General features: G+C 63.5%; 14 protein-coding genes. 10 read left to right on the top strand and 4 right to left on the bottom strand.

Features of this window, described 5'->3' with window-relative positions:
• The 3 genes from SAZ01S_RS21790 to SAZ01S_RS21780 form a co-directional block, all read left to right on the top strand.
• A partial coding sequence (locus tag SAZ01S_RS21790; RefSeq protein WP_139810189.1) for an ArdC family protein occupies positions 1-731 on the top strand: 731 nt, incomplete at its 5' end.
• A complete protein-coding gene (locus SAZ01S_RS21785) occupies positions 728-937 on the top strand; it encodes a sigma factor-like helix-turn-helix DNA-binding protein (RefSeq protein ID WP_084584448.1) in 210 nt (69 codons plus the stop codon). The genes SAZ01S_RS21790 and SAZ01S_RS21785, both read left to right, overlap by 4 nt.
• A 70-nt stretch (positions 938-1,007) precedes the next feature.
• On the top strand, positions 1,008-1,931 hold the full coding sequence (locus SAZ01S_RS21780) for a HEPN domain-containing protein (RefSeq protein ID WP_084584447.1): 924 nt from the start codon (positions 1,008-1,010) through the stop codon (positions 1,929-1,931).
• A gap of 42 nt (positions 1,932-1,973) precedes the next feature.
• Here the strand turns inward: SAZ01S_RS21780 and SAZ01S_RS21775 are convergent, their stop codons facing one another.
• The 3 genes from SAZ01S_RS21775 to SAZ01S_RS21765 form a co-directional block, all read right to left on the bottom strand.
• A complete protein-coding gene (locus tag SAZ01S_RS21775; RefSeq protein ID WP_084584446.1) occupies positions 1,974-2,483 on the bottom strand; it encodes a Ros/MucR family transcriptional regulator in 510 nt (169 codons plus the stop codon).
• A 100-nt stretch (positions 2,484-2,583) separates the two neighbouring features.
• Entirely contained in the window at positions 2,584-2,796 is a 213-nt protein-coding gene (locus SAZ01S_RS21770) for a conjugal transfer protein TraD (RefSeq protein ID WP_084584445.1), read from the bottom strand.
• A 16-nt stretch (positions 2,797-2,812) separates the two neighbouring features.
• Positions 2,813-3,136: a conjugal transfer protein TraD gene (locus tag SAZ01S_RS21765; RefSeq protein WP_084584444.1), complete on the bottom strand. Its 324-nt coding sequence runs from the start codon at positions 3,134-3,136 to the stop codon at positions 2,813-2,815.
• A 170-nt stretch (positions 3,137-3,306) separates the two neighbouring features.
• Between SAZ01S_RS21765 and traA the strand changes: the two genes are divergently transcribed.
• The 4 genes from traA to SAZ01S_RS21745 all read left to right on the top strand — a co-directional run bounded on the left by traA (position 3,307) and on the right by SAZ01S_RS21745 (position 7,800).
• Positions 3,307-6,330, top strand: coding sequence for a Ti-type conjugative transfer relaxase TraA (gene traA, locus SAZ01S_RS21760; protein WP_084584443.1), 3,024 nt, complete (start codon positions 3,307-3,309; stop codon positions 6,328-6,330).
• A gap of 2 nt (positions 6,331-6,332) precedes the next feature.
• Positions 6,333-7,037, top strand: coding sequence for a DUF6118 family protein (locus tag SAZ01S_RS21755; RefSeq protein WP_084584442.1), 705 nt, complete (start codon positions 6,333-6,335; stop codon positions 7,035-7,037).
• 281 nt (positions 7,038-7,318) lie between these two features.
• A complete protein-coding gene (locus SAZ01S_RS21750) occupies positions 7,319-7,534 on the top strand; it encodes a hypothetical protein (RefSeq protein WP_084584441.1) in 216 nt (71 codons plus the stop codon).
• A gap of 2 nt (positions 7,535-7,536) precedes the next feature.
• Positions 7,537-7,800, top strand: a complete 264-nt coding sequence (locus SAZ01S_RS21745; RefSeq protein WP_084584440.1) for a DUF3892 domain-containing protein — start codon at positions 7,537-7,539, stop codon at positions 7,798-7,800.
• A 44-nt stretch (positions 7,801-7,844) separates the two neighbouring features.
• Here SAZ01S_RS21745 and SAZ01S_RS21740 read toward each other — a convergent pair whose 3' ends face one another.
• The gene (locus tag SAZ01S_RS21740) at positions 7,845-8,816 is read right to left on the bottom strand and encodes a helix-turn-helix transcriptional regulator (RefSeq protein WP_245825118.1); all 972 of its coding nucleotides are present in this window, start codon (positions 8,814-8,816) and stop codon (positions 7,845-7,847) included.
• A 128-nt stretch (positions 8,817-8,944) separates the two neighbouring features.
• On the opposite strand from SAZ01S_RS21740, the gene SAZ01S_RS21735 reads away from it, so the two are divergent.
• From SAZ01S_RS21735 to SAZ01S_RS24150, 3 genes are all read left to right on the top strand, one after another.
• The gene (locus SAZ01S_RS21735; protein ID WP_084584438.1) at positions 8,945-12,328 is read left to right on the top strand and encodes a TM0106 family RecB-like putative nuclease; all 3,384 of its coding nucleotides are present in this window, start codon (positions 8,945-8,947) and stop codon (positions 12,326-12,328) included.
• Between the two features lie 130 nt (positions 12,329-12,458).
• Complete coding sequence (locus SAZ01S_RS21730) at positions 12,459-13,817, top strand: anti-phage deoxyguanosine triphosphatase (protein WP_084584437.1); 1,359 nt, start codon at positions 12,459-12,461, stop codon at positions 13,815-13,817.
• A gap of 940 nt (positions 13,818-14,757) precedes the next feature.
• Positions 14,758-14,919: a hypothetical protein gene (locus tag SAZ01S_RS24150; RefSeq protein WP_167693232.1), complete on the top strand. Its 162-nt coding sequence runs from the start codon at positions 14,758-14,760 to the stop codon at positions 14,917-14,919.
• Positions 14,920-15,230: the final 311 nt, after the last annotated feature.

Below are 15,230 nucleotides of genomic sequence, written 5' to 3'. Positions count from 1 at the left end.
TCCTCTGGGCGGCGGTGATCGAGGGGCGGTATGCTTCGCAGCGCTGGCTGACCTTTCGGCAGGCGCAGGCGGCGGGGGGCAGCTTGCGGCGCGGCGAGCGGGGGACGACCATCTGCTACGCGGATCGCTTCACGCCAAAGGACGAGGCCGAGCGGGCGCGCGATGAAGATCGAGAGGCACGGCAGCTGGCGTTTCTCAAGCGGTTTACCGTGTTCAATGTCGACCAGTGCGAGGGATTGCCCGAGCGGCTGACGGTGGTGGTGCAGGGCGAACCCGTGGCAGAAGCCGACCGCATTCCGGCTGCGCATGCGCTGATGGAAGCATGTGGTGCCGATATCCGGATCGGGGGTGGGGAAGCTTATTACAGCCCGGGCGGCGACTATGTCGCGGTGCCGCCGCAGCTAGCCTTCTACAACCGCATCAACTGGTATCGCACCGTGCTGCACGAGCTTGGGCACTGGACCGGGCATGGCTCCCGCCTCGGCCGCGACCAGTCGGGGGCATTCGGTAGCGCCGTCTATAGCCGGGAGGAGCTGGTTGCCGAGATGGCCAGCGCGTTCACCTGCGCGTCGCTGGCGATCCGGCCGACGGTGCGGCACGCCGATTATGTCGGCAGCTGGCTGGCGGTGCTGCGCGAGGATGAAAAGGCGATCTTTCGGGCGGCGAGCGCTGCCAGCAAGGCGGCGGACTATCTGCTCGGCTTCGTCGCGGATGGGGAGGCGGGGCAATGATGCGCTGGCTTCGTCTGCGGCGGATGCGCCGTGCTTTTCGCGCAATGCCCGAGCGCGATCGGGCGATCTTCGGATCGGTGCGATTCGACGATTGTGATTACGTCGAAACGGCCGAATTGCATGGCTGCACGGTGGAAGAGGTCGAGCAGACCGTCGCCCGCGTGCTGATTGCGCTGGGTCGGGCGGAGCGGGGCGAGCAGCCATGAGCGATGCGACACCTCGCCCGGGGAACCAGGCGAGGTGTACGCCGCCGCATCAGCGCGTTAGGATCGATCCATGAGGACCAGCCTCGACCATCTGCCCCCAGCCAAGCAGCGCGAGCTGGAGCGTGTCGTCCAGATCCTGTTCGAGGAGTTTGGCGACGCGATCGCCATTGCCACGTCGGACTGGAAGAAGCAGGCGCGCATCCTCAAGGTCATTCTGTACGGCAGCTATGCGCGCGGGGGCTGGGTCGACGAACCCCATACCGCCAAGGGCTATCAATCGGACTTCGACCTGCTCGTGATCGTCAACAAGGACAAGCTCACCGATCGGGTGGAGTTCTGGGCGACCGCCGAGGATCGGCTCAACCGCGAACTGGCGATTACCAAGACGCTGCGCACGCCCATCAACTTCATCGTCCACACCCTGCAGGAGGTGAACGACGGGCTCGCACATGGGCGCTATTTCTTCATGGACGTCGCCCGCGATGGCATCGCGCTATACGAGAGCGAACCGAGTGAGCTGCATCAGCCCAAGCCGAAGACGCCACCGCAGGCGTTGGCGATGGCGCGGGAGTATTTTGTCGAGTGGTTTCCGAGCGCCGAGAAGTTCAAGCGAGCGGCCGATTTTCTGGCGGCAGAGGATGGACTTCGGGAAGCGGCATTCAACATGCACCAAGCCGCAGAACGCCTCTACCACTGCGTTTTACTGGTCTGCACCTTCTACACGCCGCACACCCACAATCTTGGATTTCTGCGCACCCAGGCCGAGCGGATCGATCCGCGCCTGGTCGACGCCTGGCCTCGCGACCAGCGTGGCGACCGTTCGCGATTCGAGAAGTTGAAAGAGGCTTATGTGAAGGCACGCTATTCGAAGCACTACCGGATCAGCGCCGAGGAACTGGCGTGGCTGGGCGAGCGCGTCGAGGTGCTGGGGCAAGCGGTGCAGGTGATCTGCGAAGAGCGTATCGCGGCGCTGGAGCAAGCCGCCGCCGCATGATCATCGCGCGCCGAGGCTTGAAGCCTCGGCGCGCGATTGAGTTCAGGTAGTCGGTGCCGCCTTTGCACGGGGCTTGCGCGCAGGCTTCGGGGCGGGCGCTTCGGCAGGCGCGTTGCGTGCTGCACGGCCCTTGGCGCCCAGGCCAATCTTGTGCGCCATCGCGCGGCGCTGCTCCGAATAGGTCGGCGCCACCATCGGGTAATCCGCCTTCAGATTGTAGCGCGCGCGATATTCCTCAGGCGTCAGACCGTGCGTGCTCAGATGCCGGCGCAGCGTCCGATACGGCTTGCCGTCGATCAGCGAGATGATGTGGTCTTTCGAGGCCAGCGATTTGCGGACCGAGACGGCCGGCGTGAATTCTTCCGGCGCAGATTCTTCGCTCGCAACTTCCGCGCTCGCGACGCCACCTGAAAGTTCAATCACATCTGAATGCATCTTCCGCAGGAACGTGGACACGTCGTCCATCGTTGCGCGATTGTTCGGGTTCGACAACCAGGCAATGGTGAGGTCGCTGGCGAGTTCAACGGGATCGGTATTGTTCTGCTCAGACATTCTGCGTCCCTGCTCCTTGTTTTTCGGCATGCTGCCGACAACAGGATTATAGGAGCGTACGTGCTCCGTCTGCTAAAATATGTTGGAGGATCCGGCGAGATTAATCATTCTGCAGCTGCTCGAACGCGCGACGCCCACGTCTTCGCCATAACGTCAGCGCCTGATCGCGTTGTTCGCCTTTGAGCGTGGCGGCAGCGTCGATCATCACACCGAACAATACGGCGCGATCATCGTCGGTAAGTTCGACCAATCCGGCTTTCGCAACCAGGCCGCCCAGTTCGATCAACTGGTGCGTTCGCTCGCGGCGCTTCACCACCCATTCTCGCGTGTCATTCCGCGCCCGCTGCGCTTCCAGCCGGTGCTGCGCCGTCGTCAGCTGACGTAGCCGATGCCGAACGCGCACCAGCGCTGCCACGAGCTTTGCCCTCCCGTTGAAAGAAGGCCGCGCCACGCTGGCGCCAGCCCTCCCGCACCATCATGTCCGACGTGCCGACGGCAGCGAGCAGCACGCCTGCCAGTTGCTCGACCGGTAGCGCATCGGCACCAGTCGCAACGACCAGTTCGCCGAGATGCTGGAGCTTGGCTTGTTTGAGCTGTCGCGCCTTGCTGTCGAGCGCCTTCAGTTCCAAATCGAAGTCACGTGGCTTGCGCATCGAAACCTCCGCAGTTGATGGCTGATGTTCGGTGATTTAGGAACTGCGTCGATCAGCGCAATATCGTGAAATATCTTGGGATGATCACGTCGCGAAAAAGATGAAATCTTTTGAGGGCGCGCTTATACGTCGTGCCGACGTCGCTTGTTTGGTGTAAATGGATTGTCGCTATGGCGATTTACCATTTCTCGGCCAAGATCATCAGCCGCGCCAGCGGATCGTCGGCGCTCGCCGCTGCCGCCTATCGCTCGGCCTCCCGGCTCCATGATCAGCGGCTCGGCCGGCATCACGACTTCTCGAACAAGGCCGGCGTCGTGCATTCCGAAGTGCTGCTGCCGGACGGCGCGCCCGAGCATCTCTCCGACCGGGAGACGCTGTGGAATGCCGTCGAAGCCGTCGAGCTGCGCAAGGACGCGCAGCTGGCGCGCGAGATCGAGTTTGCGATCCCGCGCGAGTTGAACCAGGCCGAGGGCATTCGGCTGGCGCGCGAATTTGTCCAGGCGGAATTCGTGGACCGCGGCATGGTCGCCGACCTCAATGTTCATTGGGATATCGGCGCCGATGGTGAGCCCAAGCCCCACGCGCATGTCATGCTGGCGTTGCGCGAGGTGGATGCGGACGGGTTCGGCAAGAAAAACCGCGACTGGAACGCTACCTCCCTGCTGGAGAAATGGCGCGAGCGCTGGGCCGGGCACGTCAATGCACGGCTGGCGGAATTGGATATCGATGCGCGGGTCGATCACCGGTCACTGGAAGCGCAGGGCATCGACCTGGAGCCACAGCACAAGATCGGCCCGGCAGCGGCGCGAATGGCGGAACAGGGGCTGTCATCCGAGCGCCTGGAAGAACATCAAGACATCGCGCGCGCCAATGGCGAGAAGCTGCTCGCCAATCCGGCGCTGGCGCTCGACGCGATCACCCGCACCCAGGCAACCTTCACCACGCGCGATCTGGCGATGTTCGTGCATCGCCATAGCGAAGGCAAAGAGCAGTTCGACCATGTGATGGCGACGGTGCGGGGGGCGCCCGAGTTGGTGAAGCTCGGCAAGGACGGACGCGGCGAAGATCGCTTCACCAGTCGCGACATGATCGAGACCGAAGCGCGGCTGGAACGCGCAACGGTGAAGCTCGACGCCAGCCGCCGCCACGGCGTGGACGAGCAGCATCGCAAGCTCGCCTTGGCGCGCGCAGAGATGCGCGGACTGGTGCTATCGAGCGAACAGCGCAGCGCTTTTGACCATGTCACCAGCGGCAAGGATCTGGGCGTGGTCGTCGGCTATGCCGGTACCGGAAAATCGGCGATGCTCGCCGTTGCCCGCGAAGCATGGGAAAGTGCCGGCTATCAGGTGCAGGGCCTGGCGCTGTCGGGCATCGCCGCCGAGAATCTGGAGAGCGGCTCGGGCATCGCATCGCGCACTATCGCCAGCATCGAGCATCAATGGGCGCAGGGGCGCGAACTGCTGACCGACAAGTCGATCCTCGTGATCGACGAAGCCGGCATGATTGGCACCCGCCAGATGGAACGGGTGATAGCGGAGGCCGAGAAGCGCCACGCCAAGGTCGTGCTGGTCGGCGACCCCGAGCAGCTCCAGGCGATCGAAGCGGGCGCGGCGTTTCGATCGGTCGCCGAACGGCATGGTGCCATCGAGATCACCGACATTCGCCGGCAGCGCGAAGACTGGCAGCGGCTGGCGACGCGCCAGCTTGCGACCGGCCGCACCGCCGAGGCGCTGGAGGCCTATGCGGAGGCCAGAATGGTCATCGACTCGGAGACCCGAGTCGAGGCGCGATCGGCGCTGATTGATCGTTGGGATCGCGAGCGGATCGCCGATCCGGGTGCGTCGCGCATGATTCTGACGCACACCAACCAAGAATGCGATGAACTGAATGCGCTGGCCCGGGATGCGATGAAACGCAATGGATCCTTAGATGCTGATATTGCTGTCGAAACCACGCGCGGAGAACGCTTGTTCGGGGCCGGCGACAGGGTCATGTTCCTGCGCAACGAACGCAGCCTCGGTGTGAAGAATGGCAGTCTCGGCACCATCGAACAGGTCGATCATGCCCGCATGGCGGTGCGGCTCGACGATGGCCGCCAAGTCGCCTTCGACCACAAGACCTACGCCGACGTTGCCCATGGCTATGCCGCTACGATCCACAAAGCGCAGGGTGTCACCGTCGACCGTGTGCACGTGCTGGCGACGCCGGGGCTTGATAGCCACGCTGCCTATGTCGCGCTGTCGCGCCACCGCGACGCGGTCCAGCTCCATTATGGTCGAGACGACTTCGCCGACCAGGGCAAACTGGCCCGCACGCTGTCGCGCGATCGCTCGAAGGACAACGCGCTCGACTATGATGCCGCTGCCGAGCGCTTCGCCGCGCGGCGCGGTGTTGAACGGTCGCGCGTTCTCGATACGCTTGCCAAAGAGCCATTGGTCGAATCCGAGCGCAGCGCTCCTGCACCAGCACGGCGGCGGGGCATGTTCGACGGGTTGCGGCTGTCCATCCCCGAGCCCGAGCGGGCGCCCACAAAGCTGCGCTTCGACGGGCTCAAACTCTCGGCGCCGGCGGCTGCGCCCGGGGCATCCGCAGCCCAGAAGCTGGAGCGGGCGGTCGAAGGCTATGCCCGTGCCGTCCAGGATGCCGGCCGCATGAAGGGGCAGGGCCACACGCTGCTCGAATACCAAAAGTCGGCGCTTGCACGCACCGCCGAGGTGGTCAACGCGCTGCATCCCCACGGCGCCCACGATCTCGACATGGCGTTCGGGCGGACACCGGGGCTGATAAGCGAAGCCGCCAATGGCCGGACCGCCAACGCCATTCGCCAGATGCAGCTGGAAGCGGAGGTGCGCACCAATCCCGAGTTGCGCGCTGACCGGTTTGTCCAGGCCTGGCAGCAGCTTCAGGCCCGGCGGGGCAAGCTGAGCGGATGGGAAAATGAAGACAAGCGCGCCGGTGTCGAAAACACCATGCGCTCAATGGCGAAGGGGCTGGAGAAAGATCCCGCGCTAGGCGCAGCGCTCAGCCGCCGTGGCAGTCAACTGTTCGGGCGGCAGTGGTCGCCGGAATGGACGCCGGGCAGCCGCGACGGTGGTGTTAGCCGGGCGCTCGGCGATGACGCCCGCACGCGCTCGATCATTCGTCAGCTCACCTTTTCGATCGATCGCGATCGGGGTCTTGGGATTGGAATGTAGCCATGGGTATCCACGAACCTCCCGTAGAAGCGGACCAGACCGTCCAGGCGTTCAACGACATGTCGCGCAAGCTTGCTGGGCTGACCGCTGCGGTCGACGGCTTCGCCGCGCGGCAGCAGGAATTGCATGCGCGCGACTATGGACCGGACTTGGAGAAGATCCGCGACGGCTATGAGAAGGTATGCGGTGCGATCAATATCCTCGCCAAGCGCCCGGCGATGACGTTGACGCCGCAGGATGTCGCCAAGCAGATTGAGGTGGCTGGCACGCAGGGTCGCGCGGACGATCATCGCGCATGGAGCGACACCAGCCGTGCCCTTGCCGGCACAATCCAGGAACTGAAGGGGATGGTCGTGTCGGCCCACTCCGCGGAGACCCAGCAGCTGTGGATCGCGGGGGCGGCCGCTTTGGCATTACTGGTAGGCTTCGCGTCCGGCACTGCCGCCCCAACGGTTATCGCTCAGCTCGCGCCCGAGAGCTGGCATTGGCCAGAGGAACGGGCTGCGGCGATCCTCAGGCGAACACCTTGGGACGCGGGCGTGCGGCTTATGCAGGTTGCCGATCCGCAGCAGGCGCGGGCACTGGCCGACGCCGCCCGGCTCGCGAAGGACAATGCGGATGTGCTCGCAGGATGCCGTAAACGTGCAGAGCAGCTCAGTGAACCGATAAAGTGTTCCATCGAGATCCACCAAGCAAAGAGCGATTGATGCGGGTGGGGCCGCTTCTGGGCCGTTTTCTGCCGGTCAGCTTTCAATGTGGGATCGCTGAAAGCTGCCTCCGCTAGATGGCGGGCCCTTGCTGTAGGTCACGCGGCCTCCGCCAACAGAACGAGACGCTAGCAGCCGAATTGCTGGGGTTTATGCCGCTTCGTCCTTCGGGAAGCGGCGAACAACTCGACCATCCAACCGATGCGACACGATCTGTCGCTTCGATGCTCCACGTTGCGACTCGCGATGAACACGAGTCGCATCAACGATGGAGAACCAATATGAGCAGAGGTCGAGGCGGCGGGAGCTACCGCAGCGCGATCAGTGGGCGGTACGTCACCGCCAAGCATGGCAAGGCCAGCCCCCGCACCACCGTCCGCGAAAGCGTCGGCCGGAGCGGGAGCTCGGGCAGCCACTACCGGAGCGCCATCTCGGGGCGGTACGTGACCACCGCGCACGGGAAGGCCAGCCCCCACACCACCGTCAAGGAGAGCTGATCATGGCAAAGCGTTATGTGCGTGCCACCGGCAAGAACACCCAGGGCGACATCACCCGGCTGTGCAACGCCGGCGAGTTCTGGTCCCCGCGCAGCAAGGCCGATGCGATCAACGACATCGAGCAGAATCTGCACGAATATTGGGTCAACTGGGCAAACGCCCCGGAGACCAAGATCCGCGTCGTCAGCGGCCCGACCGGCAAGTACCTCCGGACCGATCGCGACACCACGTCGCGCAACAATCTAGACGACTTGCCCGACTGCTGATCAACCGGATCGGGAGCCGGAGCAGCGCTCCGGCTCTTCTCCTGTCACGGCATCGCCGGAAAGTCGGAGCGGCGGTGGCCCGCGACCATCTGCGCGAGCTCGGGTGGCGATATCACTTCGACTGCATCTCCCCACATATAGAGATGCCAGCACATCTCGAGCAGCCCCGCGGCTCGGAACCGTACGACCAGCGAACCGTCCGCCTCGTGCTCGACGGTCTGGGCCGGATGGAACAGGAAGCTCTCGGCCCATCGAACCGCCTTGGGGGCGAATCGCCAGGCGACATCATGGATGCCGCCCTCGTGCTGATAGGAACCGAAGCAGCGCTCCGCATGTTCGTTGAGATCGAAGCCCTCCTTGCGGACGAAGGTCTTGGGGAGAACGGTGGCCGCTTCGATGGCGTCGACGCGAAAATGCTGGATGCCGCCCCCCACCTTGCCGAGATCGACGGCGACGAGATAACGCCGGGCCCCGAGCAATAGTCCATGCGGGGCTACGATACGCTCGCGCGCTGCCGTGTCCTTCCAGCCGCGATAGAGAATGCGCAGCTGGGACGTGCCCTTGAGCGCCGTGGAGATCGCCACATCCACCGCCTCGTTGCCCACCTGCCGCGGACCCGGGCGCGCGGCGTGGCCCAAGGCCATGAGAAGTGCTTCCTCATCGGCCTCGAGCCGCCGGCTGCGTTCACCGGGGATAAGCGCCAGGATCTTGGCGTGGAGGCAGCGAAGCGCCTCGACCTGGTCCGTGCCGGCTCCTTTGCCGAGCACCTCCAGCGCCAACGAGAGGGCTGCCAGTTCCTCCGCGGTCGGCGCGAGCAACGGGGCCAAGGACTTGTACGGCAGCCTCCATCTGGCCTTGCCCGACTCCTCGTCCTTCATCTTCTCGAGTTCTGGGAAACACTGCCCCAGTGCCGCGATCACGCGTTGTGCGGTCCGGTAGTCGCGCTCGAGGATCTCTTCGATTTCCGCCAGGCTGACGCCGCGCATCGATGCCGCGCGCGCCGCGATCGTCAGCAAGTCGATTGCATTGCGGTAAGAAATTCGAACCTCCCCCTCGGAAGCGACAACTTCTGTCGTGTCCTACTATCATGCCCATCTGCCAAGATGAGTCGAGCGGATCATGCTCCGCAACGGGAGGATCACCAATGCTGAAGCACGGCGCGCAGACGCTCTTCTCCGCGAGCGATCTCGTCAACTTCATGGGGTGCGCGCACGCGACCGTGCTCGACCTGCGCAACCTCGTCACTCCGACCAGCTTTCCACCCGATGACGAAAGCGCCGTCCTCTTGCAGGAGAAGGGGATCGAGCATGAGCGGGCGTATCTCGAGCGGCTGCGCCAGGAGCGAGGCTCGGTCGCGGAGATTCCTGGCGACGGTAGCTTGGAAGAGCGGGCAGAGGCGACCCGCCGCGCCATGGAGGCAGGGCACGACGTCATCTACCAGGGTGCCTTCCTGGCCGGGCGGTGGCACGGCTATTCCGACTTCCTGCTGAAACGCCACGGGATACCCTCTGCGCTCGGCGATTTCGCCTATGACGTAGCCGACACCAAACTCGCCCGCTCTGCCAAGCCGAAGCACGTGCTGCAGCTATGCGTCTATGCCGACATGCTGCGGGAGGTGCAGGGCACCGCACCACCGTCGATGCATGTCGTGCTCGGCACCGGCGATATCGTGACGCTGCGCACCGCAGCGCTGATTCATTATTTCTCGATCGCGCGCGATCGCTTCGAGCGCTTCGCGGACAGCGTGCCGAGCGCGTCCATGGGGGACCCCTGCGACCATTGCACCTTCTGCCGCTGGTCGCAGCGTTGCGATGACGAATGGGAGGCGGCCGATCATCTCTCGATCGTGGCCGGCATGGGGCGCGGCCAGAGGACGGCGCTGCGGCAGGCCGGCATCGACGACATCGGCAGCCTTGCAGCCTTGCCGGACGGCGCCAGGATTGCCGGCATGCAACCGGGCACGCTGGCCAAATTGTCGGCGCAGGCCCGCCTGCAGGCTCATCAGCGGCAAACCGGCGAGCGACGGGTCGAACTCCTCCCGCCCGTGCCTGGACGTGGTTTCGCGCGCCTAGCCCGTCCGGACGCGGGCGACCTGTTCTTCGACATGGAAGGGGACCCGTTGTTCGAGGACGGCCTCGAATATCTGTTCGGCCTCGTGGATGGTGAGGACCGCTTTCATGCCTTCTGGGCCCATGACCGCGAGAGCGAGAAGATCGCGTTCGAGCAGGCCATCGATTTCATGACCGCGCGCCTGGCGTGCCACCCCCAGGCGCATATCTACCATTACGCATCCTATGAGGAGACGGCGCTGAAGCGGCTGGCGATGTATCACGGGACCCGTGAGCGCGAGGTCGACGACTTGCTGCGCGGCGACCGGCTCGTCGATCTCTATAAGGTGGTGGCGGAGTCGATCCGGACGTCGGAGCCGCGCTACTCGATCAAGAACATGGAAGCCTTCTATCTTCCCGGCGGCCGTCAGGGCGCGGTGAAGACTGCCGGTGACAGCATCGTGATCTATGAGCGCTGGCGCCACATCGGCGGCGACCAGCTTCTGCAGGAGATCGCAGAATATAACGAGCTGGACTGCCGTTCGACGCGCATGTGCCGCGACTGGCTCGTGTCGTTGCGGCTGCCGGAAACCCCGTGGTTCACCGGCCGTGCACTCGAGCCAGCCGACCCCGCGAAGGTCGCCGCGCGGGAGGAGGCGGACGAGCGGACCCGCCAGCTCGCCGAAGCCTTGATCGCGGGCGGGGATGTCCCGTGGCGCCGACTGCTCGCGGATCTGCTCGAGTTCCACCGTCGCGAAGCCAAGCCCGGCTGGTGGGCGATGTTCGCGCGGCAGGACATGGACATGGACGCGCTGCTCGATGACGCCGAGTGCATCGCCGATCTGCAGCCACACCCTATGCGTCGCCCATGGGCGGATAAGAAGTCGGTCGTCTATCCGTTCACCTTCCCGCCACAGGACTTCAAGATGCGCGTCGGCGACAAGCCGCTACGCTCGGGCACGCTCGAGCCGGCCGGCGAGATCGTCTCGCTCGACGAGGACGAGCGCGTCGTCGAGCTGAAGCTCGGCCCGAGCCGCTCGCGTATCGAGCCCGGCTGCGGGCTGATCCCGGAAGGCCCGATCGGGGACAAGGTGCTTCGCGCCGCAGTGCATCGCTATGCACAGAGCATCGCGGCAGGCGCGCAGAAATACGGCGCGGTCACCGCCATTCTCCGGCGCGATCGCCCCAAGCTGGCCGGCCGCGCGTCCGGGCAGCCGATCGTTCCCAGCGGTGCCGACGCGACGAGCGGCTCGATCGACGCGCTCCGCGTGCTCGACGACAGCTATCTGCTCCTCCAGGGTCCTCCGGGTACGGGTAAGACCTATACCTCGGCGCAGGCGATCGTCGCGCTTCTCGCCGCTGGCAAGCGGATCGGGGTGGCTTCCAATTCGCATAAGGCGATCAACAACCTGCTGAAGGACGTCGAGACCATGGCGTCCGCGCAGGGCCTCCATTGCCGCGGCATGAAGAAATCGTCGCGCGAGGATCAGATGCTCGGCACTGGGAGCTGGATCGAAGACGTCGTCGGCGGCAACGGCAGCGGGGTGTCGCCGCACCACCAGCTCGTCGCCGGCACGGCCTGGCTGTTCGCCCGCGAGGAGCTGGACGCGACATTCGATTATCTGTTCGTCGACGAGGCGGGCCAGGTCAGCCTCGCCAACGTGATCGCCATGGGAACCTCCGCGCGCAATATCGTCCTGGTGGGCGACCAGATGCAGCTCTCGCAGCCGATCAAGGGGACGCACCCGGGGGGCAGCGGCCGGTCGGCGCTCGAGCATCTGCTGGAGGGGCATGCCACGGTTCCGGCCGACCAGGGGGTCTTCCTGCCCTTGTCGCGCCGGATGCACCCGGATCTCTGCCGATTCATCTCCGACGCCGTCTACGACAGCCGCCTCGACGCCGAAGCGACGACCGCGCGGCAGCGGCTCGAACTCGATCCTGCGCGCGATCCGGCAGCGCTCGCCGCCACCGGCCTCCGGTTCGTGAACGTGGATCATCTGGGTTGCACCCAGCGGTCACAGGAGGAAGCCGAGCGGCTCGCTATCACCTACCACGCCCTGCTCGGCTCTTCCTGGACCGACCGGCAAGGCATCCAGCATCGCATCGGAACCGACGACATCCTCGTCGTGTCCCCCTACAACATGCAGGTGGAGCTGCTGCGGCGAATGCTCCCCGAGGGTGCCCGAGTGGGCACGGTGGACAAGTTCCAGGGCCAGGAGGCACCGGTGGTGCTCATCTCCATGGCGACCTCCTCGGGTGACGACCTGCCGCGGAACATCGAATTCCTCTACAGCCGCAACCGGTTGAACGTCGCCATCAGCCGAGCGCGCTGCCTCGCCGTGATTTTCGCCAACCCCAGGCTTCTCGAGATTTCCTGCTCGACGATCGCGCAAATGGAGCTGGTGGACGGTCTGTGCTGGGCGAAGCAGTTCGCCGATAGTCAACAAGCTGGCGTATCCGCCGATCGCGCGCCAGGCTAACGGAGCGCAAGTTCTGCCGCACATCTTCGCCGCATTCAGGGCCCGTGGGCACGCCATCGGCGGGCAGCGATATCACCGCTCGGGAAAGGGTGATATCTGCATGCCGGAATGATGTTAGGAACAGCTCGGAATGCCGTGGAGTGACCGTCGAAGTGGCTGGCGCAAACATGCCGGCGATGCCCGCAGCGACGCCGATATCGACTATGGCCGGATCATCCACTCGGCCTCGTTTCGCCGCCTCCAGGGCAAGACCCAGATCCTCAATCTCGGCGACAGCGATTTCTACCGGACCCGCCTGACGCATTCGCTCGAGGTCGCCCAGATCGCCGGTAGCGTCACGCGGCAGCTGCGGGAGGACTTTGCCGGGCAGCCCGCGGCGGAGCATCTGCCGACGCTGGCCCAAATCCAGGCGATCGGCGCGACCCATGATCTCGGCCACCCGCCCTTCGGCCACGGCGGAGAGGCCGCACTCAACTATTGCATGGCCTCATCTGGCGGTTTCGAGGGGAACGGTCAGACCATTCGCATTCTCACGCGGCTCGAGAAATATTCGGATAGCGACGGTGCCGATCTGGCGAGACGCACTCTCCTTGGGACTCTCAAATATCCGGTTTCCTATCGCGCAGTGGCGCATCCTGAACGCACGCCGGCTCTGCGCGCCGGGACATCCGTGCTGAGCCTCATTGATCGCGAGTCTGCGAAGCCGCCCAAATGCTACATGGACTCCGAACATGCCGCCGTCATGTGGATATTGGAGACCCTGTCAGAGAGCGACCGTGACCTGTTCACGCGCTTCGATACCAGCGAACCTGCTGCCCAAGGCCTTCCCGAGCACCACCGGACGCGCCATAAATCGCTGGACTGCAGCATCATGGACGTCTCGGATGACATCGCGTTCGGCGTCCACGACCTCGAGGATGCGCTCGCGCTCGCCTTCATCACTCGCGAGGACTTCGAGCTATATGTTCCGCCGGATGCCTGCGGGCACTTCCTGGACTTCGTAAACTCCAGAAAGCGGAGCACCTCCGGCAACGACGCCTATGGCGATCTTGTCGCCATGTTGTACGGTAGCGCGGCGCCGCGGAAACACGCGATCAGCAGGCTGGTCGGCTATTTCGTCCAACACTGCGTGCTAGAAGACGAGAGCGATTTCGAAGAGCCTCTCATCCGCTACCGCGCCGCCATCAACCCGAGCGCCGCCGTTCTGCTGAAGGCGCTGAAGAAGCTAGTCTACAAGCGCGTTATTCGCAGTCCGGCGGTCCAGCATCTCGAGTTCAAGGGCCAGCAAATGGTCGTCGCCGTGTTCGAGGCGTTCGCATCCGAACCAGAGGCCTTTCTCCCACGCGGCACCTTCGCTCTGTTCGAACGCGACGGCGGCGACATACGAGTTATATGCGACCATATCGCAGGCATGACGGATTCCTATTTGTTGAAGACCTACGAACGGCTATTTAGCCCCCGGATGGGCTCAGTCTTCGACCACCTATGATCGCTCTAAATGCTTTCAGCACTGTCGCAGTTGCTGTGAGCCTCACATGTCCGCTCCGGCCGGAAGCCGGCATCCCCCGCCACATCGCGAGCGACGGCTTTGCCACCCATGAGGGGCATCTAGGCTGCCGCCCGGAGCCGGCTGGACAAATGGCAGGTTTCAGGACCGGGCAAAGTCAGGCTGAACGGCTGAGATTAGGGCGCGTAGCGGTCGGCAGCCGTACCAGATCGTACCTGGCAATCTCACAGAAAGTGTGGGGAAAAATGTGGGGGCACCTTTTGCGACTTTATATATTGAACATAAAATTAATGATTTAATATCAGCCTCAGGCTTCCTCCCGCTAACCCTCGCCTGATCGGTGGAGGAGGTTGTGCGATTAGCGCGGCGCGCACAGAAGCGTCGCCCGAATCGTCTTGCCGAGGGTTCATTTGAGCGCATTTCGTCCGACGATGTTTTCCGTACATTTTCCGTACGGCCATCGCGATGCTTCGCTTAGTCATTGAAAAGATCGTGCACCCGACAGGATTTGAACCTGCGGCCTCTGCCTTCGGAGCGATGTGTCAACGTTCGACTGGACGTGGGACAAATCCGCTGTTCGCAGTGCCTCCGCGAACAGCGGCTTCGTAGCCGACACCGGACATTCCTACAGCGCGGGATCGCGGGCTCGGGCATAGCATCATGGCCATTTGCGGAACGGCAGGTTTTGGACGCAGGAATGAGCAAAACTGTCGTCGGCGCACTGGCGTGCAAGGGGCATTGAGCGAATTTCATCTTATGGTGCGGTGGCCATGCTCGAGCCGGTCGATCAAGAAATCATCAATGTGCTATGGGCGCAATGGCACCGGAATAGACAAGAAGCGAATTTCAAAATTTTGCCTGGCGGCGCCGCAATCAAAATGGAGCGATAAAAATGGTTTCAACACGGGATCAATGGAATGCTATGACGGTCGAACAGCGGACGGAAGCGCTTGCCGACACTAACAAGTTTCTGCTCGAGAAAATCCAGCAAATCGAGGCCAGAATCGACAGGATCGTGAGCAAGGCCGACAACGCCTTCGGCAATCACGAAAATAGAATCAATATACTCGAAGCAAAGGATTAATCTGGTATATCAACAAGCGTCGCTCGTGTTTCATTTTTGCCCGGGCGACGCCAAAAATACATAAATAGAAAAACTCTATTACATATTACCGCTACTACACTAATATTAACCCGACCTTCATATCATTCTCGATACCGATCATTCGAACAAAGCGCAGCTTGGGTCCAGTGTCCGTCAGGTTCAGGAAAGATATTTGCACGATAGAACGACCGGATTTGGCGCACTCTCGCCGGATCGCTCAATGAAACGCAAACGGCAGGTTCCGGCCTAAGCGGCTATTCAAGCTCGGGCCGTGAATGGCTTGAGTTGGG

This window comes from Sphingomonas azotifigens NBRC 15497 (assembly GCF_002091475.1).
In the GTDB taxonomy this organism is placed as follows: Bacteria; Pseudomonadota; Alphaproteobacteria; order Sphingomonadales; family Sphingomonadaceae; genus Sphingomonas; species Sphingomonas azotifigens.
Note: the sequence above shows the minus strand (reverse complement) of the source record. Positions and strands in the feature narration are given on the sequence as shown.